This window comes from Modestobacter sp. KNN46-3 (genome assembly GCF_011039295.1).
Genome location: NZ_JAAKGN010000094.1, coordinates 1 through 18,366, shown reverse-complemented (window position 1 = coordinate 18,366; position 18,366 = coordinate 1). Strand labels below are relative to the sequence as shown.

Annotated in this window: 17 protein-coding genes; 8 read left to right on the top strand and 9 right to left on the bottom strand. The window is 73.5% G+C overall.

From position 1 onward, the window contains the following. Together G5C62_RS17775 and G5C62_RS17770 are read left to right on the top strand one after the other, a co-directional pair. Window positions 1-1,033: DUF2237 family protein (locus tag G5C62_RS17775; protein ID WP_206330704.1), on the top strand; the 1,033-nt coding region annotated here is incomplete at its 5' end. Further along, window positions 1,030-1,824 (top strand): CPBP family intramembrane glutamic endopeptidase, encoded by a 795-nt coding sequence (locus G5C62_RS17770; protein WP_164702071.1) that lies wholly within the window; start codon window positions 1,030-1,032, stop codon window positions 1,822-1,824. The genes G5C62_RS17775 and G5C62_RS17770, both read left to right, overlap by 4 nt. A 15-nt stretch (window positions 1,825-1,839) precedes the next feature. Here G5C62_RS17770 and G5C62_RS17765 read toward each other — a convergent pair whose 3' ends face one another. The 7 genes from G5C62_RS17765 to G5C62_RS17735 all read right to left on the bottom strand — a co-directional run bounded on the left by G5C62_RS17765 (window position 1,840) and on the right by G5C62_RS17735 (window position 7,802). Next, complete coding sequence (locus tag G5C62_RS17765) at window positions 1,840-2,874, bottom strand: alpha/beta fold hydrolase (protein WP_164702070.1); 1,035 nt, start codon at window positions 2,872-2,874, stop codon at window positions 1,840-1,842. A gap of 30 nt (window positions 2,875-2,904) precedes the next feature. Further along, a complete protein-coding gene (locus tag G5C62_RS17760; protein WP_164702069.1) occupies window positions 2,905-3,732 on the bottom strand; it encodes an MOSC domain-containing protein in 828 nt (275 codons plus the stop codon). A gap of 73 nt (window positions 3,733-3,805) precedes the next feature. Further along, entirely contained in the window at window positions 3,806-4,078 is a 273-nt protein-coding gene (locus G5C62_RS17755) for an FmdB family zinc ribbon protein (RefSeq protein ID WP_164702068.1), read from the bottom strand. A 61-nt stretch (window positions 4,079-4,139) separates the two neighbouring features. Beyond that, window positions 4,140-5,399 carry a formamidase gene (fmdA, locus tag G5C62_RS17750; RefSeq protein ID WP_164702067.1) on the bottom strand — a complete coding sequence of 420 codons (1,260 nt, stop codon included), beginning with the start codon at window positions 5,397-5,399 and terminating at the stop codon, window positions 4,140-4,142. Window positions 5,400-5,436: 37 nt separating this feature from the next. Beyond that, window positions 5,437-6,690, bottom strand: a complete 1,254-nt coding sequence (gene fmdA / locus G5C62_RS17745) for a formamidase (protein WP_036335856.1) — start codon at window positions 6,688-6,690, stop codon at window positions 5,437-5,439. Between the two features lie 62 nt (window positions 6,691-6,752). Further along, on the bottom strand, window positions 6,753-7,415 hold the full coding sequence (locus G5C62_RS17740; RefSeq protein WP_164702066.1) for an AmiS/UreI family transporter: 663 nt from the start codon (window positions 7,413-7,415) through the stop codon (window positions 6,753-6,755). 63 nt (window positions 7,416-7,478) lie between these two features. Further along, a complete protein-coding gene (locus G5C62_RS17735) occupies window positions 7,479-7,802 on the bottom strand; it encodes an FmdB family zinc ribbon protein (RefSeq protein WP_241175966.1) in 324 nt (107 codons plus the stop codon). Between the two features lie 298 nt (window positions 7,803-8,100). On the opposite strand from G5C62_RS17735, the gene G5C62_RS17730 reads away from it, so the two are divergent. The 3 genes from G5C62_RS17730 to G5C62_RS17720 all read left to right on the top strand — a co-directional run bounded on the left by G5C62_RS17730 (window position 8,101) and on the right by G5C62_RS17720 (window position 13,026). Then, window positions 8,101-10,086 (top strand): acetoacetate--CoA ligase, encoded by a 1,986-nt coding sequence (locus tag G5C62_RS17730; protein ID WP_164702065.1) that lies wholly within the window; start codon window positions 8,101-8,103, stop codon window positions 10,084-10,086. A 116-nt stretch (window positions 10,087-10,202) separates the two neighbouring features. Beyond that, complete coding sequence (locus G5C62_RS17725; protein WP_164702064.1) at window positions 10,203-11,471, top strand: acyl-CoA dehydrogenase family protein; 1,269 nt, start codon at window positions 10,203-10,205, stop codon at window positions 11,469-11,471. A 355-nt stretch (window positions 11,472-11,826) separates the two neighbouring features. Further along, window positions 11,827-13,026: an AI-2E family transporter gene (locus G5C62_RS17720; RefSeq protein ID WP_164702063.1), complete on the top strand. Its 1,200-nt coding sequence runs from the start codon at window positions 11,827-11,829 to the stop codon at window positions 13,024-13,026. Here G5C62_RS17720 and G5C62_RS17715 read toward each other — a convergent pair. Next, window positions 12,971-15,697, bottom strand: a complete 2,727-nt coding sequence (locus G5C62_RS17715) for an ATP-binding protein (protein WP_241175965.1) — start codon at window positions 15,695-15,697, stop codon at window positions 12,971-12,973. The genes G5C62_RS17720 and G5C62_RS17715 overlap by 56 nt on opposite strands. Window positions 15,698-15,888: 191 nt before the next feature. Between G5C62_RS17715 and G5C62_RS17710 the strand changes: the two genes are divergently transcribed. Then, the gene (locus G5C62_RS17710; protein WP_164702062.1) at window positions 15,889-16,266 is read left to right on the top strand and encodes an FKBP-type peptidyl-prolyl cis-trans isomerase; all 378 of its coding nucleotides are present in this window, start codon (window positions 15,889-15,891) and stop codon (window positions 16,264-16,266) included. A 46-nt stretch (window positions 16,267-16,312) separates the two neighbouring features. Here G5C62_RS17710 and G5C62_RS17705 read toward each other — a convergent pair whose 3' ends face one another. Then, window positions 16,313-17,017 carry an SDR family oxidoreductase gene (locus tag G5C62_RS17705; protein ID WP_164702061.1) on the bottom strand — a complete coding sequence of 235 codons (705 nt, stop codon included), beginning with the start codon at window positions 17,015-17,017 and terminating at the stop codon, window positions 16,313-16,315. A 110-nt stretch (window positions 17,018-17,127) separates the two neighbouring features. On the opposite strand from G5C62_RS17705, the gene G5C62_RS17700 reads away from it, so the two are divergent. Both G5C62_RS17700 and G5C62_RS17695 read left to right on the top strand, forming a co-directional pair. Then, the gene (locus tag G5C62_RS17700; protein ID WP_164702060.1) at window positions 17,128-17,493 is read left to right on the top strand and encodes a MerR family transcriptional regulator; all 366 of its coding nucleotides are present in this window, start codon (window positions 17,128-17,130) and stop codon (window positions 17,491-17,493) included. Window positions 17,494-17,550: 57 nt separating this feature from the next. Next, complete coding sequence (locus G5C62_RS17695) at window positions 17,551-18,243, top strand: DsbA family oxidoreductase (RefSeq protein ID WP_164702059.1); 693 nt, start codon at window positions 17,551-17,553, stop codon at window positions 18,241-18,243. Window positions 18,244-18,366 lie beyond the last annotated feature (123 nt).

Sequence of the window (18,366 nt, the reverse complement as noted above, 5' to 3'; positions counted from 1 at the left end):
GACCGGCTTCACCCGGGACGGGTCCTGCCGCACCGGGCCGGCCGACCTGGGCAGCCACACGGTCTGTGCCGTGGTCTCCGCCGAGTTCCTGGAGATGCAGCGCGAGCTGGGCAACGACCTGGTCACCGGGGCGTCGGGGTTCGTCGGCAGCAGGCTGGCGCCTGCTCTGGAGGAGGCCGGGCACGAGGTCCGGGCGATGACCCGGCACCCGGACACCTACTCCGGCGCCGGCACGCCGGTGCCGGGGGACGTCGGCGACGAGGCGTCGCTGCGCGCCGCGCTCGCCGACTGCGAGGCCGCGTACTACCTGGTCCACTCGCTGGACTCCCCCGACTTCCAGGAGAAGGACGCCGCGGCCGCCCGCTCCTTCGCCCGGGCCGCGGCCGACGCCGGGGTCCGTCGGATCGTGTACCTCGGCGGGCTCGGCAACGACTCCGACGATCTCTCCGCCCACCTGCGCAGCCGCCGCCAGGTCGAGCGGTTGCTGGGCGAGACGGGCGTGCCGGTCACCGCCCTGCGGGCCGGGATCGTGGTCGGCCACGGCGGGGTCTCCTGGGAGATGACCCGCCAGCTCGTCGCCCACCTGCCGGCGATGGTCACCCCGCGCTGGGTGCACACCCACACCCAGCCGATCGCGGTCGCCGACGTCGTCCGGTACCTGGTCGGGGTGTTGGAGGCCCCGGAGGCCGAGGGGCGGGCGTTCGACGTCGGCGGCCCCGAGGTGCTCGAGTACCTGGAGATGCTCACTCGGGTGGCGGAGATCCAGGGCCGCCGGCTGCTGATCGTCCCGGTTCCGCTGCTGAGCCCGAAGCTCTCCTCCTACTGGCTGTCGCTGGTCACCGACGTCGACGTGCAGACCGGCCGGTCGCTGATCGACTCGATGACCAACGAGGTGGTGGTGAAGGACGACTCGATCCGCCGGGTGGTCCCGTTCGAGCCGATGACCTACGACGAGGCGGTGCTCACCGCGCTGGGTGAGCGGGCCCGCGCTCGCCGGGAGGCCCGGGCAGCCACCACGGGACTGGCGGGATGACCCGCACCACGCGGCGGCCGGGCCAGGCGCTGCTGTCCGACGCCCGGCTGGCCCGGCTGCTGCGCCGGGCGCCGTCCTGGCTGGTGGACAAGGTGCCGCGCGACCACCGCGAGTCCGACGAGGCCTTCCGTCGCCGGCGCCGGGTGACCGCCGGGGTCTCGCTGGCCGGCGCCGGGCTGCTCGGGGTGTCGCTGTCGCAGAAGCCGGGCTCGACGTCGTTCTACGCGCTCACGATGGGCGTGGCGGGCACCTGGGTGGCCGGGGGCCTCGCCTCCGGGCCGCTGCACCTGGGCTGGGTGCAGACCCCGAAGGCCACGTTGCGTCGCCCGCTGCTCACGCCGGTCGTGGCCGGGGCGGCGGCCTTCGCGGGGTTCTACGGCGCCGCGCTGGTGGCCAGGACCATCCCGCCGCTGGACGCCGCGGTGTCCCGGGTGCTGCGGTACGCCCAGCAGGGCTCGCCGCCGCTGGTGCTCACGACCACGCTGGCCAACGGCCTCGCCGAGGAGGTCTTCTTCCGCGGGGCGCTGTACGCGGCGGCCGGCGTCCACCACCCGGTGCTCAAGTCCTCCGCCGTCTACACGCTGGCCACCGTCGCGACCCGCAACCCGGCGCTGGTGCTGGCCTCGGTGCCGATGGGCCTGCTGTTCGCCCTGCAGCGGCGGGTCACCGGCGGCATCCAGGCGCCGATGCTCACCCACGCCACCTGGTCGGTGCTGATGCTGCGGTACCTGCCCCCGCTGTTCGCCGACGAGCCCTCGGTGAACGACCCGCACCCGGCCGAGGAGCTCTGAGCCCGGCCCACCCGGTCAGGCCGGGCGGGCCAGCAGCTCCTTCAGCTCCCGGTCGATGAACTCGTTGTCCGCCGGGTGCTGCCCCAGGCCGGCGAAGTGGCCGTAGATCGTCGGGATGACCCGGACCTCACCGTTCTCGATGAACTGCGAGGCCCACTCCTCGTCCTCCGGCGGGAAGTACAGGTCGGTCCTCGCCGGCATGGCCACCAGGGGGCAGCGGATCGAGCGCAGCGCCGCCTCGGTGTCGTCGTCGAAGCCCGGGGTCCTCCCGACGTCGCCGTGCTCCCAGGTCCACAGCATCCCCAGCAGGTCGTTGGGGTCCCGGTCGTCGAGCCAGAAGCCCTCCCAGAACCCGACGAGGAAGTCCTCGAGGGAGGAGAAGCCCAGGTTGCGGTACTCCCGCTGCCAGTAGAAGGCCTGGGAGAGGCCCCAGCCGGCGTAGATCCGGGCGAAGGCCCGCAGGCCGGCGGTGGGCAGCGCATCCGGCCGGTAGCGCCCGCCCGCGAACGCCGGGTCGAGGGTGAGAGCTGCCCGCAGGCTCTTCAGGAACACCTGGTTGTGCTCGCTGGTGATCGCCGACCCGACGATGGGCGCCGCCCGCTTCACCATCTCGGGGTGGCTGACCGCCCACTGGTAGGTCTGGCCGGCGCCCATGGACGACCCGAGCACCAGCTCCACCGACTCGATGCCCCACTGCTGGGTGAGCAGCCGGTGCTGGACCTCGACCTGGTCGTGGAACGTGACGTGCGGGAAGTTCGGCCCGTCGTAGGGCGGCGGGGTGTTGCTCGGCGACGTCGACAGGCCGTTGTTCAGCTGGTTGGGCATCACGATGAAGTACTCGTCGGGGTCGCAGGCCAGGCCCGGCCCGACCGACCACTCGTTGGCGTCGTGCCAGGCGCTGTACCAGGTGGGGTGGACGATCACGTTGGACTTCTCGGCGTTGAGCGTGCCGTACGTCTTGTAGGCGAGCTGGGCTCCGCGCAGGGTCGCGCCGCCCTGCAGGACGACGTCCCCCAGGTCGAAGAGCTCGTGGTCGGTGGGCCGTGGCATCGGTGCTCCTCGGGTCGGGGGACGGACGGGTCAGGCGGGCTGGACGGCGGTCTCGTCGACGAGCTCGACCGGGTCGCCGAGGGCGATCTCGCCGGGCTGCTCGACCGTGGCGTACATGCCGAGGATCACCGCGCCGTTGTCCGGCAGGTGCGCCACGGGCGTGCTGAGGTCGGTCGCGAGCTCGCCGCGGTAACGCACGATCGCCTTGAGCGTGCCGAAGTCGACCACTCCGCTCTCGGGGTTCTCGTTGGTGACGACGCAGCGCGGCACCGGTCCGACCACCTGGACGGTGGCGCCGCCGATGCGCACGCGCCGGCCGGCCCAGGTGTCCTCCTCGTGGACGTCGCAGCCGTCCACCTCCACGAGCATCCGGAACCGGCGGTGGTCCAGCCGCTCCCCGTCGGGGGTGACCCGGCGCAGGTGCTCCAGCGTCGCGGCGGAGATGAGCGTGACCGGGTGGACGTCGACCGCGTCACCGGGCCGGTCGACCGCGACCAGGTGCACCTCCTGCCCGACGAAGTCGCTGAGCGCGGCCGACCACGGTCCCTCGACGAGGTGCCCGGCGACGGCGCGCCCGTAGAAGTCCGTGCGGACCGCCTCGCCGAGCTCGGTGGTCCGGCCCGCCACGGGCGGCCGGTCGGGGAAGAGCAGCCGGAGCCGTCCGTCGCCGGGGTCGAACTCGGCGGTGAGCTGCACGAGCGGGCCGTGCTGCTTGCCGTTGAACAGCCGCCGTCGGGCGTCGACCAGGTGGAACCGCCGGTTCTCCGGCACCCCGTTCCGGGTGACCGTGACGGTCCGCGGACCGTGCAGGGCGGTGCCCTTGACCGGGGTGGTCGAGAGTCGGGAGACGAGCGGCATGGCCCTCCGTCCGGAGCGGTGCTGGTGCCGGTGCTGTGGACCGTAGCCGGGGTCGGGTGGTCCCGCTGCCGGGTCAGTGCCGGTGGGCCGTGCCGCCGGGCAGGCGGCGTCCCGTGGGTGGGCCGGTGACCACCGGTTCGCCACTGTGGGCCCGGTCCGCGCGGGCGCGGTCGGCGCGGCCGGCGTCGCGCAGTGCGCCGGCGGGAGGGCGCCCGACCCCCACGCGGTAGCGGCGCTGCGCCGGCTGGTCGCAGGCCGGGCACGACGCCGCCGCGGCGGCGTCGCGCATCTCGCGGTGCAGGTCGAACGGGCCGCACCCGGGGCAGCGGAACTCGTACAGCGGCAACGCGGTGCTCCTCTCGGGGGGAAGGTGGTGCGGGGCGGGCCGAGCCCGCCCCGCACCAGGGTCAGTCGGCCGTCAGGTCCCGGCCGCCGCCACCGTCGGGCAGGATGTTCCGGTCGAAGATCGACAGCGGGATGCTGATCGAGACCGCGCTGTTCGGGATGTCGACCACCCCGCCGATCCGGCCGTCGATCGGTGCCGCCCCGAGGAACAGGTACGCCTGCTCGAAGGTCCAGCCCATGGCCGGCATCAGGTAGTTGATGGCGTTGAGGCAGGCCTGGCGGTAGGCGACCGTCGCGTTCATGTAGTAGTTGCGGCCGTCCTCGACGCTGATCCCCTCGAAGGTGAGGAACTCCGAGTAGTTCGGGCCCACCCGGCCCGGCTTGAAGAACGGCATGGACTGCCTGTGGCGGTCCATCCCGCCCTTGATCAGGTCGAAGTGCAGGTCGATGAAGCCGGGCATCTCGATCGCCCCGCAGAAGGTGATCTCGCCGTCCCCCTGGGCGAAGTGCAGGTCACCGATGGAGAAATTCCCCCCGGGCACGTACACCGGCATGTAGACCCGGGTGCCGACGCCGAGGTCCTTGATGTCGACGTTGCCGCCGTGCTCGCGCGGCGGGATGGTCCGGCAGGCCTCGGCGGCCGCCCGGTCCAGGTCCGCCCCGCTGAGCGTCCCCAGCAGCGCGTCCTTGGCCAGTGGGGGCAGGGCCAGCGCCGGCACCTGCGGCGCGCCGGGGACGTCGCCGTCGTGTGCCGGGACGTCACCGGTGACCCGGTCCGGGTTCTGGTCGATCAGCGCCTGCTCCCGCCGGTTCCACTCCGCCAGCAGGTCGGGCGAGGGGGCGCAGCCGAAGAGGCCGGGGTGGGAGTTGCCGATGAACCGGACGCCGGGCACGTGCCGGCTGCTGGTCCAGATGCCGTCCAGGTCCCAGATCGCCTTGGACGCCTGGGGTGAGTAGTCGGTGAGGAAGCCGCCGCCGTTCTCCTTGGCGAAGATCCCGGTGTAGCCCCACTCCTGCTCCTGGAAGGGGCCGATGTCCACGATGTCGACGACGAGCAGGTCACCGGGTTCGGCGCCCTCGATGGCGAACGGCCCGCTGAGCATGTGGCACGGGTCGATGTTCATGTCGCGGATGTCGTCGGCGTCGTCGGTGTTGCGGACCTGGTCGTCGGTCCAGTCCTTGCACTCGATCCGGTAGGTCCCGCCGGGGGCCACGGTGTTGGCGGGCGGGATGTCGGGGTGCCACCGGTTGTGGCCGGGCACCGTCTGGTCGCGCATCGACACGCTCAGGTCGCGGTTGATCTCGAAGATCACTTCGGGCACGGGGGGCTCCTCGGGTCGGGGTGGGCTGTGGGTGCGGTCAGAAGCTCGACCGGGGGACGCCCATGCCGGGGTCGATCCGCGTCGGTCCGGACGCCGAGGGGGTGACGTCGATGTCGAAGATGCCGGTGGGGAGGTAGACGGTGGAGCAGGAGTTGGGGATGTCGACGACCCCGGACAGTCGGCCCTCGATCGGCGCGGCGCCGAGGATCATGTAGGCCTGCTCGGGCGACCAGCCGAACGTCGTCAGGTAGTCGATCGCGTGCAGGCAGGCCCGCTGGTAGGACAGGTGCGAGTCCAGGTAGCGCTGCTCGTCGTCCAGCGTCACCGACGTCCCGGAGAAGGCCAGCCACCGCTCGTACCGGGGGTCGACGTTGCCCGGCATGAAGATGGCGTTCTCGCTGACCCCGTAGGTCTCCATGCCGCCCTTGATCAGGTCGACGTGCAGGTCGATGAAGCCGCCCATCTCGATGGCGCCGCAGAAGGTGATCTCGCCGTCGCCCTGGGAGAAGTGCAGGTCACCGAGCGACAGCTTCGCCCCGGGCACGAACACCGGGTAGAAGACCCGGCTGCCCTTGGTCAGGTTCTTGATGTCCTGGTTGCCGCCGTTCTCCCGGGGCGGCGCGGTGCGGGCGGCCTCGCCGGCGACGCGGTCGTACTCCGCGCCCGTCAGGCCGGAGAGGATGGCGTCCTGTGGCAGGGGAGGCAGGGCCAGCGGCGGCACCCGGTCGGGGTCGGTGGCGATCAGGGCGCCCTCGCGGCGGTTCCAGCGGGCCAGCAGCTCCGCCGACGGCGCGGTGCCCATCAGGCCCGGGTGCACGATGCCGGTGAACGAGACGTGCGGGACGTGCCGCGAGGTCGCCGTCTGCCCGGAGAAGTCCCAGATCACCTTGTACGCGTCCGGAAACTGGTCGGTGAGGAAGCCGCCGCCGTTCTGCCTGGCGAAGATCCCGGTGTACCCCCAGCCCTGCCCGGCCAGCGGGCCGGAGTCCTCCTGGGGGATGGGCCCCACGTCGAGGATGTCGACGATCAGCAGGTCACCGGGCTCGGCGCCCTCCACGGCGAAGGGCCCGCTGAGCACGTGCACCGTGGACAGCGGCGCGTCCCGGATGTCGTCGGCGGAGTCGTCGTTGTGGATGGCCCCGTCGAACCACTCGCGGCAGTCGACCCGGAAGGTGTCCCCGGGGCGGACGGTCACCTGGGCCGGGATGTCGGGGTGCCACCGGTTGTGGCCGAGGTGCTGCTGCTCGGTGAACGGCTTGCTGGAGTCGAGGGGGAACAGGCGCTCGGGCATGGAGTGGCTCCTGGGCTCGGGTCTGGCTGCGGGGCGGTCGGCCGGTGGCGTGGGGGCGGGCCTCACCTCCGCCGGTGGGCCGGCGCGGGGTGCTCCACGGGCTGTTCCTGCACGACGTTGTCGTGCACCCGGGTGCTGCGCCGGTCGCGGAAGGCGGGGAACGCGGCCAGGGAGAGCAGCAGGACGACGGCGAGCACGATCGCCGCCGTCGTCACGTTCTCCGCCCACACGCCGGTCATCAGCAGGAACGCGGGGACGGCGCAGGTGACCACCCCGGCGACGACGGCGACCAGCCCGGTGAACCGGGTGAGCTCCTCCCGCTTCAACCCGAGCACCAGGAAGAACAGCGCCCAGAGCACCGCCCAGTACAGCCAGATCACCCCGAAGGCCGGGTCGTCGAGCCGACCGAAGTTCAGCCCCGCGTAGACCACGGCGCAGGCCGCCACGAAGGCGGAGAACCAGCCGAGCCCGGTGCCGTCCAGGCCGCGGGTCAGGTTCAGGCCCACGTACAGGTAGGTGAAGCCGAACAGGTAGAGCCCGGAGGCGCCGAGGACCACGTCCGGGTCGCCGCCGGAGGTGACGATCAGGTAGGTGGGCGTGAACACCTGCAGCGCGCCGACGAAGAAGTTCAGCGGCGCGGCCGCCCGGCCGTCCACCCGGCCCAGCAGCATCAGGCCGTTCACGATCAGGACCGCTCCGACGTACAGCAGACCGACGCTGGCCATCTCGGTTCCTCCCCTCCGTGCAGTCGATCGGTTTCCCCGTCGGTCCCTGCGGAAGGCCCGGCCTCAGGGGCGGGGCAGCCGGCTCAGGGCCGGGTTGCTCAGCACGTCGGCCCGCCGGGCCGGGCCCGGCCGCCGGGGCGGCGCGGAGACCACGTCGGGCTGGTCGCGGGTGCGCTCCGTGCGTTCGATCAGGGCACGGCGCACCGGGGACCCGAACGAGAGGCGGGGTGCGGTGAACACGCGAGCCGCGGTCGAGCCGCAGGCCGGGCACTCGACCGCGGCGGGAGCGGCGCCCATCGCGCAACGGGTCTCGGTCGGGCCGTGGTCGGGGCAGCGGTACAGGTAGACGGCGATGTCGGACCTCCGGGTGCACCGGCGGAGGGGCACTCGGCCCTCCGGACCAGGCGGACCCTCGTCCCGCCCGGTGGCGGCGGCAAGGCGCTGATGCTCCCGGTCAGCCCCGCATCCTGCGGTCCGACGGCGCGTCGTGACGGAGCGGGGGGAGGTCGTCGGGCATGTCGGTGGGTTGTCGAGCAGCTGACCGGCGTTCCACCGGCCCGGAGTCCCCGGCGGGAGCTGGGCACGGCCGCCGGGCCTGGGTTCGTGAGCCGGGGACGCCCGCGCGGGACGGGACCGGCACCCGGCGAGTGCTGACGGCGGGGCCTGGGACTGGCAGGCTCCGGACGTGAGCGCTGACACAGCTGGGCCGGAGATCCTCTGGTCCCCGACGCCGGAGTCGATGGCCGCCAGCCAGGCCGGGCGGTTCGCCGCCTGGGTCGCCGGGCGACGCGGGCTCGACCTCGGCAGCCCGCCGGACTACGACGCGCTGTGGCGCTGGTCGGTGGAGCACCTCGACCAGTTCTGGGCCGACGTCGCCACCTGGACCGACGTGCTGCCCGACGTCCCCGACGACCGGGTGCTCACCCGGCGCGAGATGCCCGGTGCAGAGTGGTTCCCCGGCACGACGCTCAACTACGCCGAGCAGGCCCTCCGCCACGGCTCCACCGAGCACCCCGCGCTCATCGCCGTCGCGGAGGACGCCGATCCCGTCGAGGTCTCCTGGGCCACCCTGCGCCGCCAGGTCGGCGCCTTCGCCGCCACGCTCCGTCGGCTCGACGTGCAGCGCGGCGACCGGGTCGTCGGCTACCTGCCGCACGTGCCCGAGGCGGTCGTCGCCTTCCTCGGCGCGGCCGCGGTCGGGGCGGTGTGGTCGTCGGTCGCCCCGGACTTCGGCACCCGCAGCGTGCTCGACCGGTTCGCCCAGATCGAGCCGGTGGTGCTGGTCGCGGTCGACGGCTACCGGTTCAACGGGAAGGCGCACGACCGGAGGGCGGCCGTCGCCGAGCTGCGCGCTGCGCTGCCCAGCGTCCGGACGACGGTCGTCGTCCCCCGGCTGCACCCGGACGAGGTGCCCGACGGCGCACTCCCGTGGGCCGAGGCGGTGGGCGAGCCGCAGGAGCCGGTGTTCCAGCCGCTGCCGTTCGACGCCCCGCTCTGGATCGTCTGGTCCTCGGGCACCACCGGACTGCCCAAGGGGATCGTGCACGGCCACGGCGGCGTGGTGCTCGAGCAGCGCAAGCAGGCCGTGCTGCACCACGACATCGGCCCGGGTGACCGCTTCTACTGGTACACCTCGACCGCCTGGATGATGTGGAACGTCGTCGTCTCGGCGCTGCTGTCGGGCACCACCGCCGTGCTGCACGACGGCGCCCCGGCGTACCCCACGCTGGACGCCCAGTTCGCGCTGGCCGCGCGGGTCGGCGTGACCCACTTCGGCACGAGCGCCGGGTACCTGTCGGCCTGCCAGAAGGCCGGCCTCCGCCCCCGGGATGCCCACGACCTCTCGGCGGTGCGGGTGGTCGGGTCGACCGGGTCGCCGCTGCCGCCGGCGGTCTACCCCTGGGTCTACGAAGCGGTCGGCTCCGACCTGATCCTCGCATCCGCCTCCGGCGGCACCGACGTCGCGACCGGCTTCATCGGCACCTCGCCGCTGCTGCCGGTGACGGTCGGTGAGCTGCAGCGGCCGATGCTGGGGGTCGCCGCCGCTGCCTGGGACGAACAGGGCCGGCCGGTGGTCGGCGAGCTGGGGGAACTGGTGGTCACCGCGCCGATGCCCTCGATGCCGCTGCGGTTCTGGGACGACCCGGACGGCAGCCGGTACCGGGCGGCCTACTTCGAGCCGTGGCCCGGCGTGTGGCGGCACGGGGACTGGCTCGAGGTCACCGAGCGCGGCACCTGCCTGATCACCGGACGGTCGGACTCCACGCTCAACCGGGGCGGTGTCCGGATGGGCACCGCGGACATCTACGCCGCCGTCGAGGCGATCCCCGCCGTCGTCGACTGCGTGGTGCTGGGCGTGGAGCAGCCCGACGGCGGCTACTGGATGCCGCTGTTCGTGCAGCTGGCCCCCGGCGCCGAGCTGACCGACGAGCTGGTCGCCGAGATGAAGGCCGCGATCCGGGCGAACGCCAGCCCGCGGCACGTGCCCGACGAGGTGCTCGTCGTCCCCGGGGTGCCGCACACCCGGACGGGCAAGCGGCTGGAGGTCCCGCTCAAGCGCCTGTTCCAGGGTGTCCCGCCGGAGAAGGCGCTCAACGTCGGCGCGGTCGACGACGCTGCCGTGGTGGAGCACTACGTGGACCTGGCTCGTGCCCGGCGGACCGCAGGCTGAGCGGACCGGTCCGTCACCCGACAGGAGGTGTTGCCTCGGTCACGTATGGGTGCGTTCGGGACGTGGTTACCCGACAGTAGGTCGATCCGGACTCCCCGACCCAGGAGGCACCGACGATGACGTCGACCGCCAGCCGCCCCGCCGAGACCGACGACACCTGGCTGCCCGAGCCACCCGTCCTGCACTCCCCGTGGCACACGCCCCAGCGGGCCGCGCTGATGGAGCAGGCCCGCCGGTTCGCCATGGACGAGGTGCTGCCGGTCGCGAACGAGCTCGACCCGCAGAAGGGCGAGATCCCGCAGCACCTCCTCGAGCGGCTCGGTGAGCTGGGCTTCTTCGGCCTCACGGTGGCTGAGGCCGACGGCGGGCTGGGCCTCGGCGTCTTCGAGTACTGCATGGTCAGCGAGGAGCTGGCCCGGGCGTGGATGAGCGTGGCCAGCATCCTGGCCCGGTCCCAGGGCATGGGGACGGCGGTCGCCGACCCCGACCGACGCCGTGAGCTGCTGCGGCGCAGCGCCGGAGGCTCCTGGATCGGCGCGGTGGCGCTGTCGGAGCCCGAGGCCGGGTCGGACCTGGCCAACGTGCAGACCCGCGCGGTGCGCGACGGCGACGAGTGGGTGGTCACCGGGCACAAGCGCTGGTGCGGCAACGCCAAGGCCGCCGACTTCATCCAGGTGCTGGTCCGGGTGGCCGACCCGCAGCCCGGGGAGTCCCGCTCCCGCGGCCTGCGGAACCTGCTGCTGGTCAAGGAGCGCGGCTCGTTCCCGCCGGGGCTGTCCGGCTACGCCATCGACAAGGTCGGCTACCACGGCTTCCTGACCTGGGACCTCACCTTCGACGGGGTCCGCATCCCGGCCGCGGACCTGATCGTCGGCCCGGGCGAGGGCGGCGGCTCCGACAGCAGCGGCGACTCCGGCGCCGGCTTCCGCGAGGCGCAGGCCTTCCTGAACACCGCCCGGGTGCACACCGCCGCCCGCGCCGTCGGCCTGGCCCGGGCCGCGGTCGAGGACTGCGTGCTCTACCTGCAGGAGCGCGCCCAGTTCGGCCACCCGATCGGCGACTTCCAGGCACTGCGCTTCACGCTGGCCGACATGGCCGCCCAGGTGGAACAGGCGCGGGCGTTCTACCGCCAGGTGGCGCACCTGCTCGACGAGGGCGTGCCGTGCGAGCGGGAGGCGGCGATGGTGAAGCTGCAGGCCACCGAGATGGCGGTGCGCGTCACCAACCAGGCCATGCAGCTGCACGGCGGCAACGGCTACACCACCGAGCGGCAGGTCGAACGGCACTGGCGGGACGCGCGGCTGACCACGATCTTCGAGGGCACCAGCGAGATCCAGAAGCGGATCATCAGCAACAGGATGCTGCCGCGCAGCCCGCTGAGCTGAGCCGCACCTCCGGCCTCACCGGTCCGGTGTCAGGAGCCGGTGAGGACCGCCCCGTGTCGGGAGCGGCCCTGCGGGGCAGTGTGCAGGCCGAAGCGCCCCCCGGAGCCGACCTGCGACCAGGCCAGGGACACCGCGCGGAGGCCCAGGCGCGCCTCCCCCAGTGCCCGGGGGCGCTCTCCTCAGCAACGGGGGAACGCGTCATCGACCGGACGACTCGCGCCGGTGAAGGAGAGCAGCAGTGACCTCGGACGTCGCGAACGAGCACTCAGCCGACCCACCAGCCGGGCCGTCGCCGGACCGTCGGGCGGGAGCACCGACTGACCCCGGGGTGCCCCGGGGTGTCCGGACCGCGGGCATGTGGTGCGTCTGGACGCTGGCGATCGGCGCCGTCGTCTACTTCGCGGTGCAGTTGGCCGTCGTGCTGGGCACCGTGCTGCTCACCTTCCTGGCCGGTCTGCTGCTCACCGCGCTCCTGCGGCCGGTCGTCTCCTGGCTCGACGACCGGACCAGGCTGCCGCGGCTCGCGGCCACCTGGCTGGTGTTCGTGGCCTTCCTCGGCCTGATGGGCGGGGTCGGTTACTTCCTGCAGCGGCAGGTCGCCGGGGAGTGGGCCAGTCTGCGCCCCACCTTGGCCAGCGGGCTGGGCGAGGTACGCACCGGCCTGGTCGAGACCCTCGGGCTCTCAGCGGGCCGGATCGACGCGGTCATCGACGGGCTGATCAGCCAGCTCGCACCCGGCGGCTCCAGCGGTGGCGGATCGGGGCCGGGGATGGTGGTGACCGGTGCCACCACCGCGGTCACCGTCGCGGCGTCGTTGGTCCTCGCCCTGTTCACCGCCTTCTGGCTCGCCTACGACGGGGCACGGATCTGGCGGCTGTGTCTCAGGGTCGTGCCGGCCGGCCGCCGCGCGGCCGCCGACGACGCCGGCAACGGTGCCTGGAAGACCCTGGGTGGGTACCTGCGTGGCACCACGGTCGTCGCACTCATCGACGCCCTGGGCATCGGCCTGGCGCTGGTGCTCATCGGCGTGCCGCTGCCCTTCGCCCTGGCGCTGCTCACCTTCCTCGGCGCCTACATCCCGGTCGTCGGTGCCTTCGTGGCCGGGCTGGCCGCGGTGGTGGTGGCCTTCGCCTCGGGTGGGCTGACGGAGGCGCTGTGGGTGCTCGCTGCGGTGGTGGTGGTGCAGCAGGTCGAGGGCAACCTCCTGCAGCCGCTGATCATGCGACGGACGGTCTTCCTCCACCCCCTGGGCATCGTCTACGCCCTCACCGTCGGCGGCCTCCTGTGGGGGATCGCCGGGGCGATCATCGCCGTTCCGCTGACCGCCGTGGTCTACGCGGTGGCGGTGGCCCTGGCCGGTCGGCACGGAGACGAGGACGACGAGGACGACGACCCGCGCCCGCGGGGCCTCCGCATCCGGCCCCGTGGTGCCTCACGTGCCGGGGTGTCGCGTGCCGGGGTCTCGCGTGCCGAGACTCCTCCCGACGGGGACGGCGAGGTCAGCGGGCGCCTGGACCGCCGGGACGGGGCGGCGGAGGCGTCCGGGCGCTCCTGATCGTCACCGTGGTCCCCTCCGGTCCGGGGACCGCGGTGACGTCGCCGAAGGCGCTCATCAGCGTGGAGCCGCGGCCGCGGTCCATGCTGGGCACCCGTTCTCGCCACTGCCCGTGGTCCCGGACGGTGATCACCACCTCCGTGGTCGTCACCTCGGCGGTGACGTCGACGAACGGCTCGGTCGGCTGCTGGGCGTGCTCCACGGCGTTGGTCGCCGCCTCGCACGCGGCGAGCAGCAGGTCGTAGGCCTGGTCGTCGTCCAGCCCGGCGGTGGCGAACAACCGGCGCAACGCCCGGCGCAGGGCGGGGACCGACTGTGCGGCGGCGGGGAACCGCCACCGCTCCCGGTGCACGGTCGGGGCGGTGGCCGGCCTCGGGGGCACCGGCGGGCGGCTGGCCGGGACCAGCACCCGGACGTCCGGTGCCGTCGCCGCCCAGGCTGCGGCCGGGAGCGCCGGAACCTGCCCCGACGGGACGGGACCGGTCCCGCTGGCGCCCCGCTGCAGGGCGACCCGCACCCGGGCGATCAGCTCAGCGGCCTGGAACGGCTTGGCCAGGTAGTCGTCGACCCCGGCCGTGAAGCCCTCGACCGCGGCCTCCTGCCCGGCCCGGGCGGTCAGCATGATCACCGGGATGGTGGAGGTGGCGGGGTCGGCACGCAGCCGGCGGAGCAGTTCGAAGCCGTCGACGCGCGGCATCATCACGTCGGTGAGGACGACGTCGGGCTGCTGCTCGGCGACTGCCGCCAGCGCCTCCTCGCCGTTGGTGCAGGTGCGGACCCGCCAGATCGGCGCCAGCAGCCGGGTCAGGTAGGTGCGCATGTCCGCGTTGTCGTCGACGACCAGCACCGTGGCGGTGACGCCCGCGGGGGCGGCGGGCAGCTGGTCGGGGGTCACGTCGGCGTTCCAGGAGGCAGCGGTGCCGTGCGCGGCGGCCGAGGGGGCGACCGAGGGCTCCAGGTCGGCGGGGGCATCGGGGATGCCGTAGGGGATCGTGACGGTGAAGGTGCTCCCGGCGCCGGGCTCGCTGTCCACCGTCACGGTGCCGCCGTGCAGGCCGACCAGCTCACGGACCAGGGCCAAGCCGATGCCGGTCCCCTCCCGGTTGCGGGCCAGGGACCCCTGCACCCGGTGGAAGCGGTCGAACACCAGCGGCAGCTCGGCGGCCGGGATGCCGATCCCCGTGTCGGCGACGGTGAGCACCACCGCATCGGCCCCGCCCCGCAGCGTCAGCTCGATCCCGCCGACGAAGGTGTACTTGACCGCGTTGGCGAGCAGGTTGAGCACCACCTTCTCCCACATCCGCGGGTCGACGTGGACCGGTCGGTCCAGCGGGGGACAGTCGACCGACAGCCGCAGGCCGGCCCGTTCGGCGGCGGCCCGCAGCACCCCGGCCAGCTCGGTGGTGAAGGCGGCGACGTCGGTCTGCACGCGTACGGCCCCGGCCCGGCCGGCCTCGATGCTGGCGACGTCCATCAGGTCGTCGACCAGGCGTTGCAGCCGCTGCCCGTTGCGCAGGGCCAGCCCCAGCTGGTCGCGGGCGGCGCGGGGCAGCGGGCTGGCGGTGTCGGCCAGGACGTCGCTGATCGGCCCGAGCAGCAGGGTGAGCGGGGTGCGCAGCTCGTGACTCACGTCGGAGAAGAACGCCGTCTTCGCCCGGTCCAGCTCGGCCAGTGACTCGGCTCGGCGCCGCTCGGCCTCGAACGCCCGGGCGGTGCCCAGCGCGCTGGTGAACTGTCCCGCCGCCAGGTCCAGGAAGGTGCGGTACTCGCCGTCCAGTGCACGGTTCGGGCTCACCCCGGCGACCAGGACACCGATGCGCTCCTCACCGGCTCCACCGCCCAGTGGCAACACGACGGCGTCCCGGACCGGGTCCTGCCAGTAGCCGCCGACCAGTCCGAGCCCGGCGACCGGTCCGGGCAACTCGGCGGGGTCGGCGACCAGCGCCGGCAGCGACTCCGGTGGACAGCCGACCGTCCCGGCCCGCCGGAGGCCGTCGTCCCCGTCGAGGTAGACGGCTGCGAACGGCACGTCGAGCGGATCGCTGCCCAGGCTCCGGCACAGGCCGGCCAGCACAGCCTCCTCGTCGCCCCGTTCCGCCTGCGTGCAGGAGAGCTCGTGCAGCAGCTGCTGGCGCCGCTCGCCGAGCACCTCGGCGGTGACCTCGGTGCAGACCGCGTGCATCCCGGCGACCTGCCCGTCGTCGCCGAACGCCGGGGCGTGGGAGACGGTGAAGTACGTCTCCTCGCGGTAGCCCGCGCGCTCCAGCAGCAGGGGCAGCCGGGGCAGCCAAGAGGCCTCGCGGGTGGCCATCGCGTGCTCCACCGGCCCCGACAGGGCGGCCCAGCCCTCGGCCAGGGTGCGCCGGATGTCCTCGCCGATCGCCGGGTGCTTGGCGCCGATGAACGGGGCGTAGGCGTCGTTGTAGAACTGCACGAACCCCGGGCCCCAGGTGAGCACCATCGGGAACCGGGAGGCCAGCACGGTCCGGACGGCGTACCGCAGGCTCGCCGGCCACCCCTCGACCGGGCCCAGCGACGTCGCGGCCCAGTCGTGGGCTGCCATCAGCCGGCCGGCCTCGCCGCCCCCGAAGAAGAGGCCCCCGGGGTCGGAGCGGTCGGGTGCCGACGACGGATCGGGGGCCACGCACACCTCCAGCCAGGACAGCAGCACGCCTGCGAGACCGGGCAGCCCGGGCAGGGCGGCACTCGGAGGCGGTCACCGATGACCCCACCCGCGCGTGCAACCTACCTGCGGAGGGCCGGCCCCGCCTCGGAGGCCAGCTGTGCCCCCAGGTGGCCGGGCGGGTTGGATGGGGAGAGACCCGCCGGGAGAGCCCTGGCGCCGACCCCGAGGAGACAACTGTGGCAGAGCTGACCCGCCCCGATGTCGAGCCCCCCACCGGGCCCGTCCCGTCCGACCTGGTGATCGAGGACCTGGTGGTCGGTGACGGCGCCGAGGCCACCGCCGGCAGCCTGGTGAGTGCGCACTACGTGGGCGTCACCCACGACGGCGGCGAGCAGTTCGACGCCTCCTGGGACCGCGGGGACCCGCTGGAGTTCCGGATCGGCGTCGGCATGGTCATCCAGGGCTGGGACGAGGGCATCGTCGGCATGAAGGTCGGCGGCCGTCGCCGGCTGACCATCCCGCCGCACAAGGCCTACGGCGAGCGTGGCGCCGGCGGCGTCATCAAGCCCGGCGCCACCCTGGTCTTCGTCGTCGACCTCGTCGGCGTCCGCTGAGGCGAGCAGGTCCCCTCCCGGCGGCCCGCCGGGAGGGGACCTGCGCTCAGATCGCGAGCTGGCCGTAGAACTCGCGCGGGTCGGCGGCCAGGGAGGCCTTGACGCCTCGGCTCCAGTCGTCGACCAGCACCTCCCACGCGCCGGCCTGGACACCGTCGAGGGCGGCACGGACGACGTCGGCCGGGTCGCTCATCGGGCCGGTGTAGCCGGCCATCATGTCGGTGTCGGCGGCTCCCAGCACGACCCCGGTGACCGACGTGCCCTGCTCGGTGAGCTCGATCCGGACGCCGTTGGTCAGGCTCCACTCCGCGGCCTTGGCGGCGCTGTAGGCGTTGGCGCCGGCGGTGGAGAACCAGGAGAGTGCCGAGAGCACGTTGGCGATCGCGCCCCCGCCGTTGCGGGCGAGCACCGGCGCGAACGCCCGGATGACGCCCAGCGTGCCGAAGAAGTGCGTCTCCATCTCCAGCCGGACGTCGGCCAGCTCGCCGGTGACGAGGTCGGCCCGGGTCGTGAGGCCGGCGTTGTTCACCAGCAGCGTGACGTCGCCGGCGGCTGCTGCCGCAGCGGCGATCGACTCCGGGTCGGTGACGTCCAGCCGCAGCACCTCCACGCCCGGGACGTCGACGAGCTCGGGGCGGCGGGAGGTGGCGTAGACCTTCGCGGCGCCGCGCTCGAGCAGCTGCTGGGCGAAGTGGCGGCCGAGGCCGCGGTTGGCGCCGGTGACGAGGGCGACGGATCCGGTGATGTCCATGGCGTTCTCCTTGCTCGGGGAGGGGGCTTGCTCTGCGAGGTGGCGGAGCGGACGCTAGGACCTGACGTTGACGTCAGAGGCAAGGGTGATCTGGGCCACCGGGAGGACCTGTGCGGATCGGTGAGGTCGCTGCGGCGGCCGGTGTGAGCGTGCGGGCGCTGCGCTACTACGAGGAGCAGGGGCTGCTGGAGGCCGAGCGCAGCCCCAGTGGTCAGCGCCGGTACCCGGCGAGCGCCGTGGACCGGGTGCACTTCATCCAGCAGCTCTACGCCGCCGGGCTGACCAGCAAGGACGTCCTCGAGTTGCTGCCGTGCGTGCACACCGGCCGCGCCACGCCGGCGATGATGGCCCGGCTGGTCGAGCAGCGGGACGGCATCGACCGGCAGATCGCCGAGCTCACCCGGGCCCGTGCGCGGCTGGCCGAGATCATCCGCATCGGCCACGAGCACGTGCCGGCGGTCGAGGCCGCCTCCTGACACTGCTGCTCGCTGACCAGCCGGAATGTCTCCGGCCGGCCGCGGGTTGTGGGAGGCATGCAGGTCGAGGTGTGGTCCGACGTCGTGTGCCCGTGGTGCTACATCGGCAAGCGCAAGCTGGAGACGGCGCTCTCCCGCTTCCCGCACGCCGACCAGGTCGAGGTGGTCTGGCGTTCCTTCCAGCTCGACCCGAGCGTGCCCGAGGGGCACACCGAGCCGACCCTGCCGGCGTTGGCGGCCAAGTACGGCCGCAGCGTCGAGGAGATGGCCGGCCAGATGCGCCGGGTCGAGGAGGTCGCCGCCGCCGAGGGGCTGGACTACGACCTCCTCCAGGGCGTCAGCGGCAACACGCTCCTCGCCCATCAGCTCCTCCACCTCGCCGCCGAGCGGGGCCTGGGCGGGGCGATGAAGGAGCGGCTGCTGCACGCCCACTTCACCGAGCGCCGCTCGGTGTTCGACGTGGACGTGCTGGTGCCTCTCGCCGTCGAGGTGGGGCTGGACGAGGCCGAGGTGCGCGCCGCGCTGGCCGACCGCCGGTACTTGCCCGCCATCCACCAGGACATCGAGACCGCCCGGGCGCTCGGCGCGACCGGCGTCCCCTTCTTCGTCGTCGACCGGACCTACGGCGCCTCCGGGGCGCAGCCGGCCGAGACGCTCCTGCAGTTGCTCGAGCGGGCCTGGGCCGACACCCACCCGCTCACCACCGTCCCCGCCGCCGAGGGCTGCGCGGACGGCAGCTGCGCCGTCTAGTGCCGCGGCTGCCAACCTTGGCCTCGGTTCGCGACACACCGGCCGACGTTCCTCGCTGGGGTCCTGAGCGGGTGGACCGTTGCGCTCGTCTGATCCTGTCTTCCCCGCAGGAGATGCGAGATG

What these genes read in the sequence shown, in the direction of transcription:
- G5C62_RS17740 (WP_164702066.1), bottom strand. Translation starts at nt 7,415, where the DNA reads ATGGCCAGCGTCGGTCTGCTGTACGTCGGAGCGGTCCTGATCGTGAAC.
- G5C62_RS17765 (WP_164702070.1), bottom strand. Translation starts at nt 2,874, where the DNA reads ATGCCACGGCCCACCGACCACGAGCTCTTCGACCTGGGGGACGTCGTC.
- G5C62_RS17695 (WP_164702059.1), top strand. Translation starts at nt 17,551, where the DNA reads ATGCAGGTCGAGGTGTGGTCCGACGTCGTGTGCCCGTGGTGCTACATC.
- G5C62_RS17705 (WP_164702061.1), bottom strand. Translation starts at nt 17,017, where the DNA reads ATGGACATCACCGGATCCGTCGCCCTCGTCACCGGCGCCAACCGCGGC.
- G5C62_RS17725 (WP_164702064.1), top strand. Translation starts at nt 10,203, where the DNA reads ATGACGTCGACCGCCAGCCGCCCCGCCGAGACCGACGACACCTGGCTG.
- G5C62_RS17770 (WP_164702071.1), top strand. Translation starts at nt 1,030, where the DNA reads ATGACCCGCACCACGCGGCGGCCGGGCCAGGCGCTGCTGTCCGACGCC.
- G5C62_RS17720 (WP_164702063.1), top strand. Translation starts at nt 11,827, where the DNA reads ATGTGGTGCGTCTGGACGCTGGCGATCGGCGCCGTCGTCTACTTCGCG.
- fmdA (WP_036335856.1), bottom strand. Translation starts at nt 6,690, where the DNA reads ATGCCCGAGCGCCTGTTCCCCCTCGACTCCAGCAAGCCGTTCACCGAG.
- G5C62_RS17760 (WP_164702069.1), bottom strand. Translation starts at nt 3,732, where the DNA reads ATGCCGCTCGTCTCCCGACTCTCGACCACCCCGGTCAAGGGCACCGCC.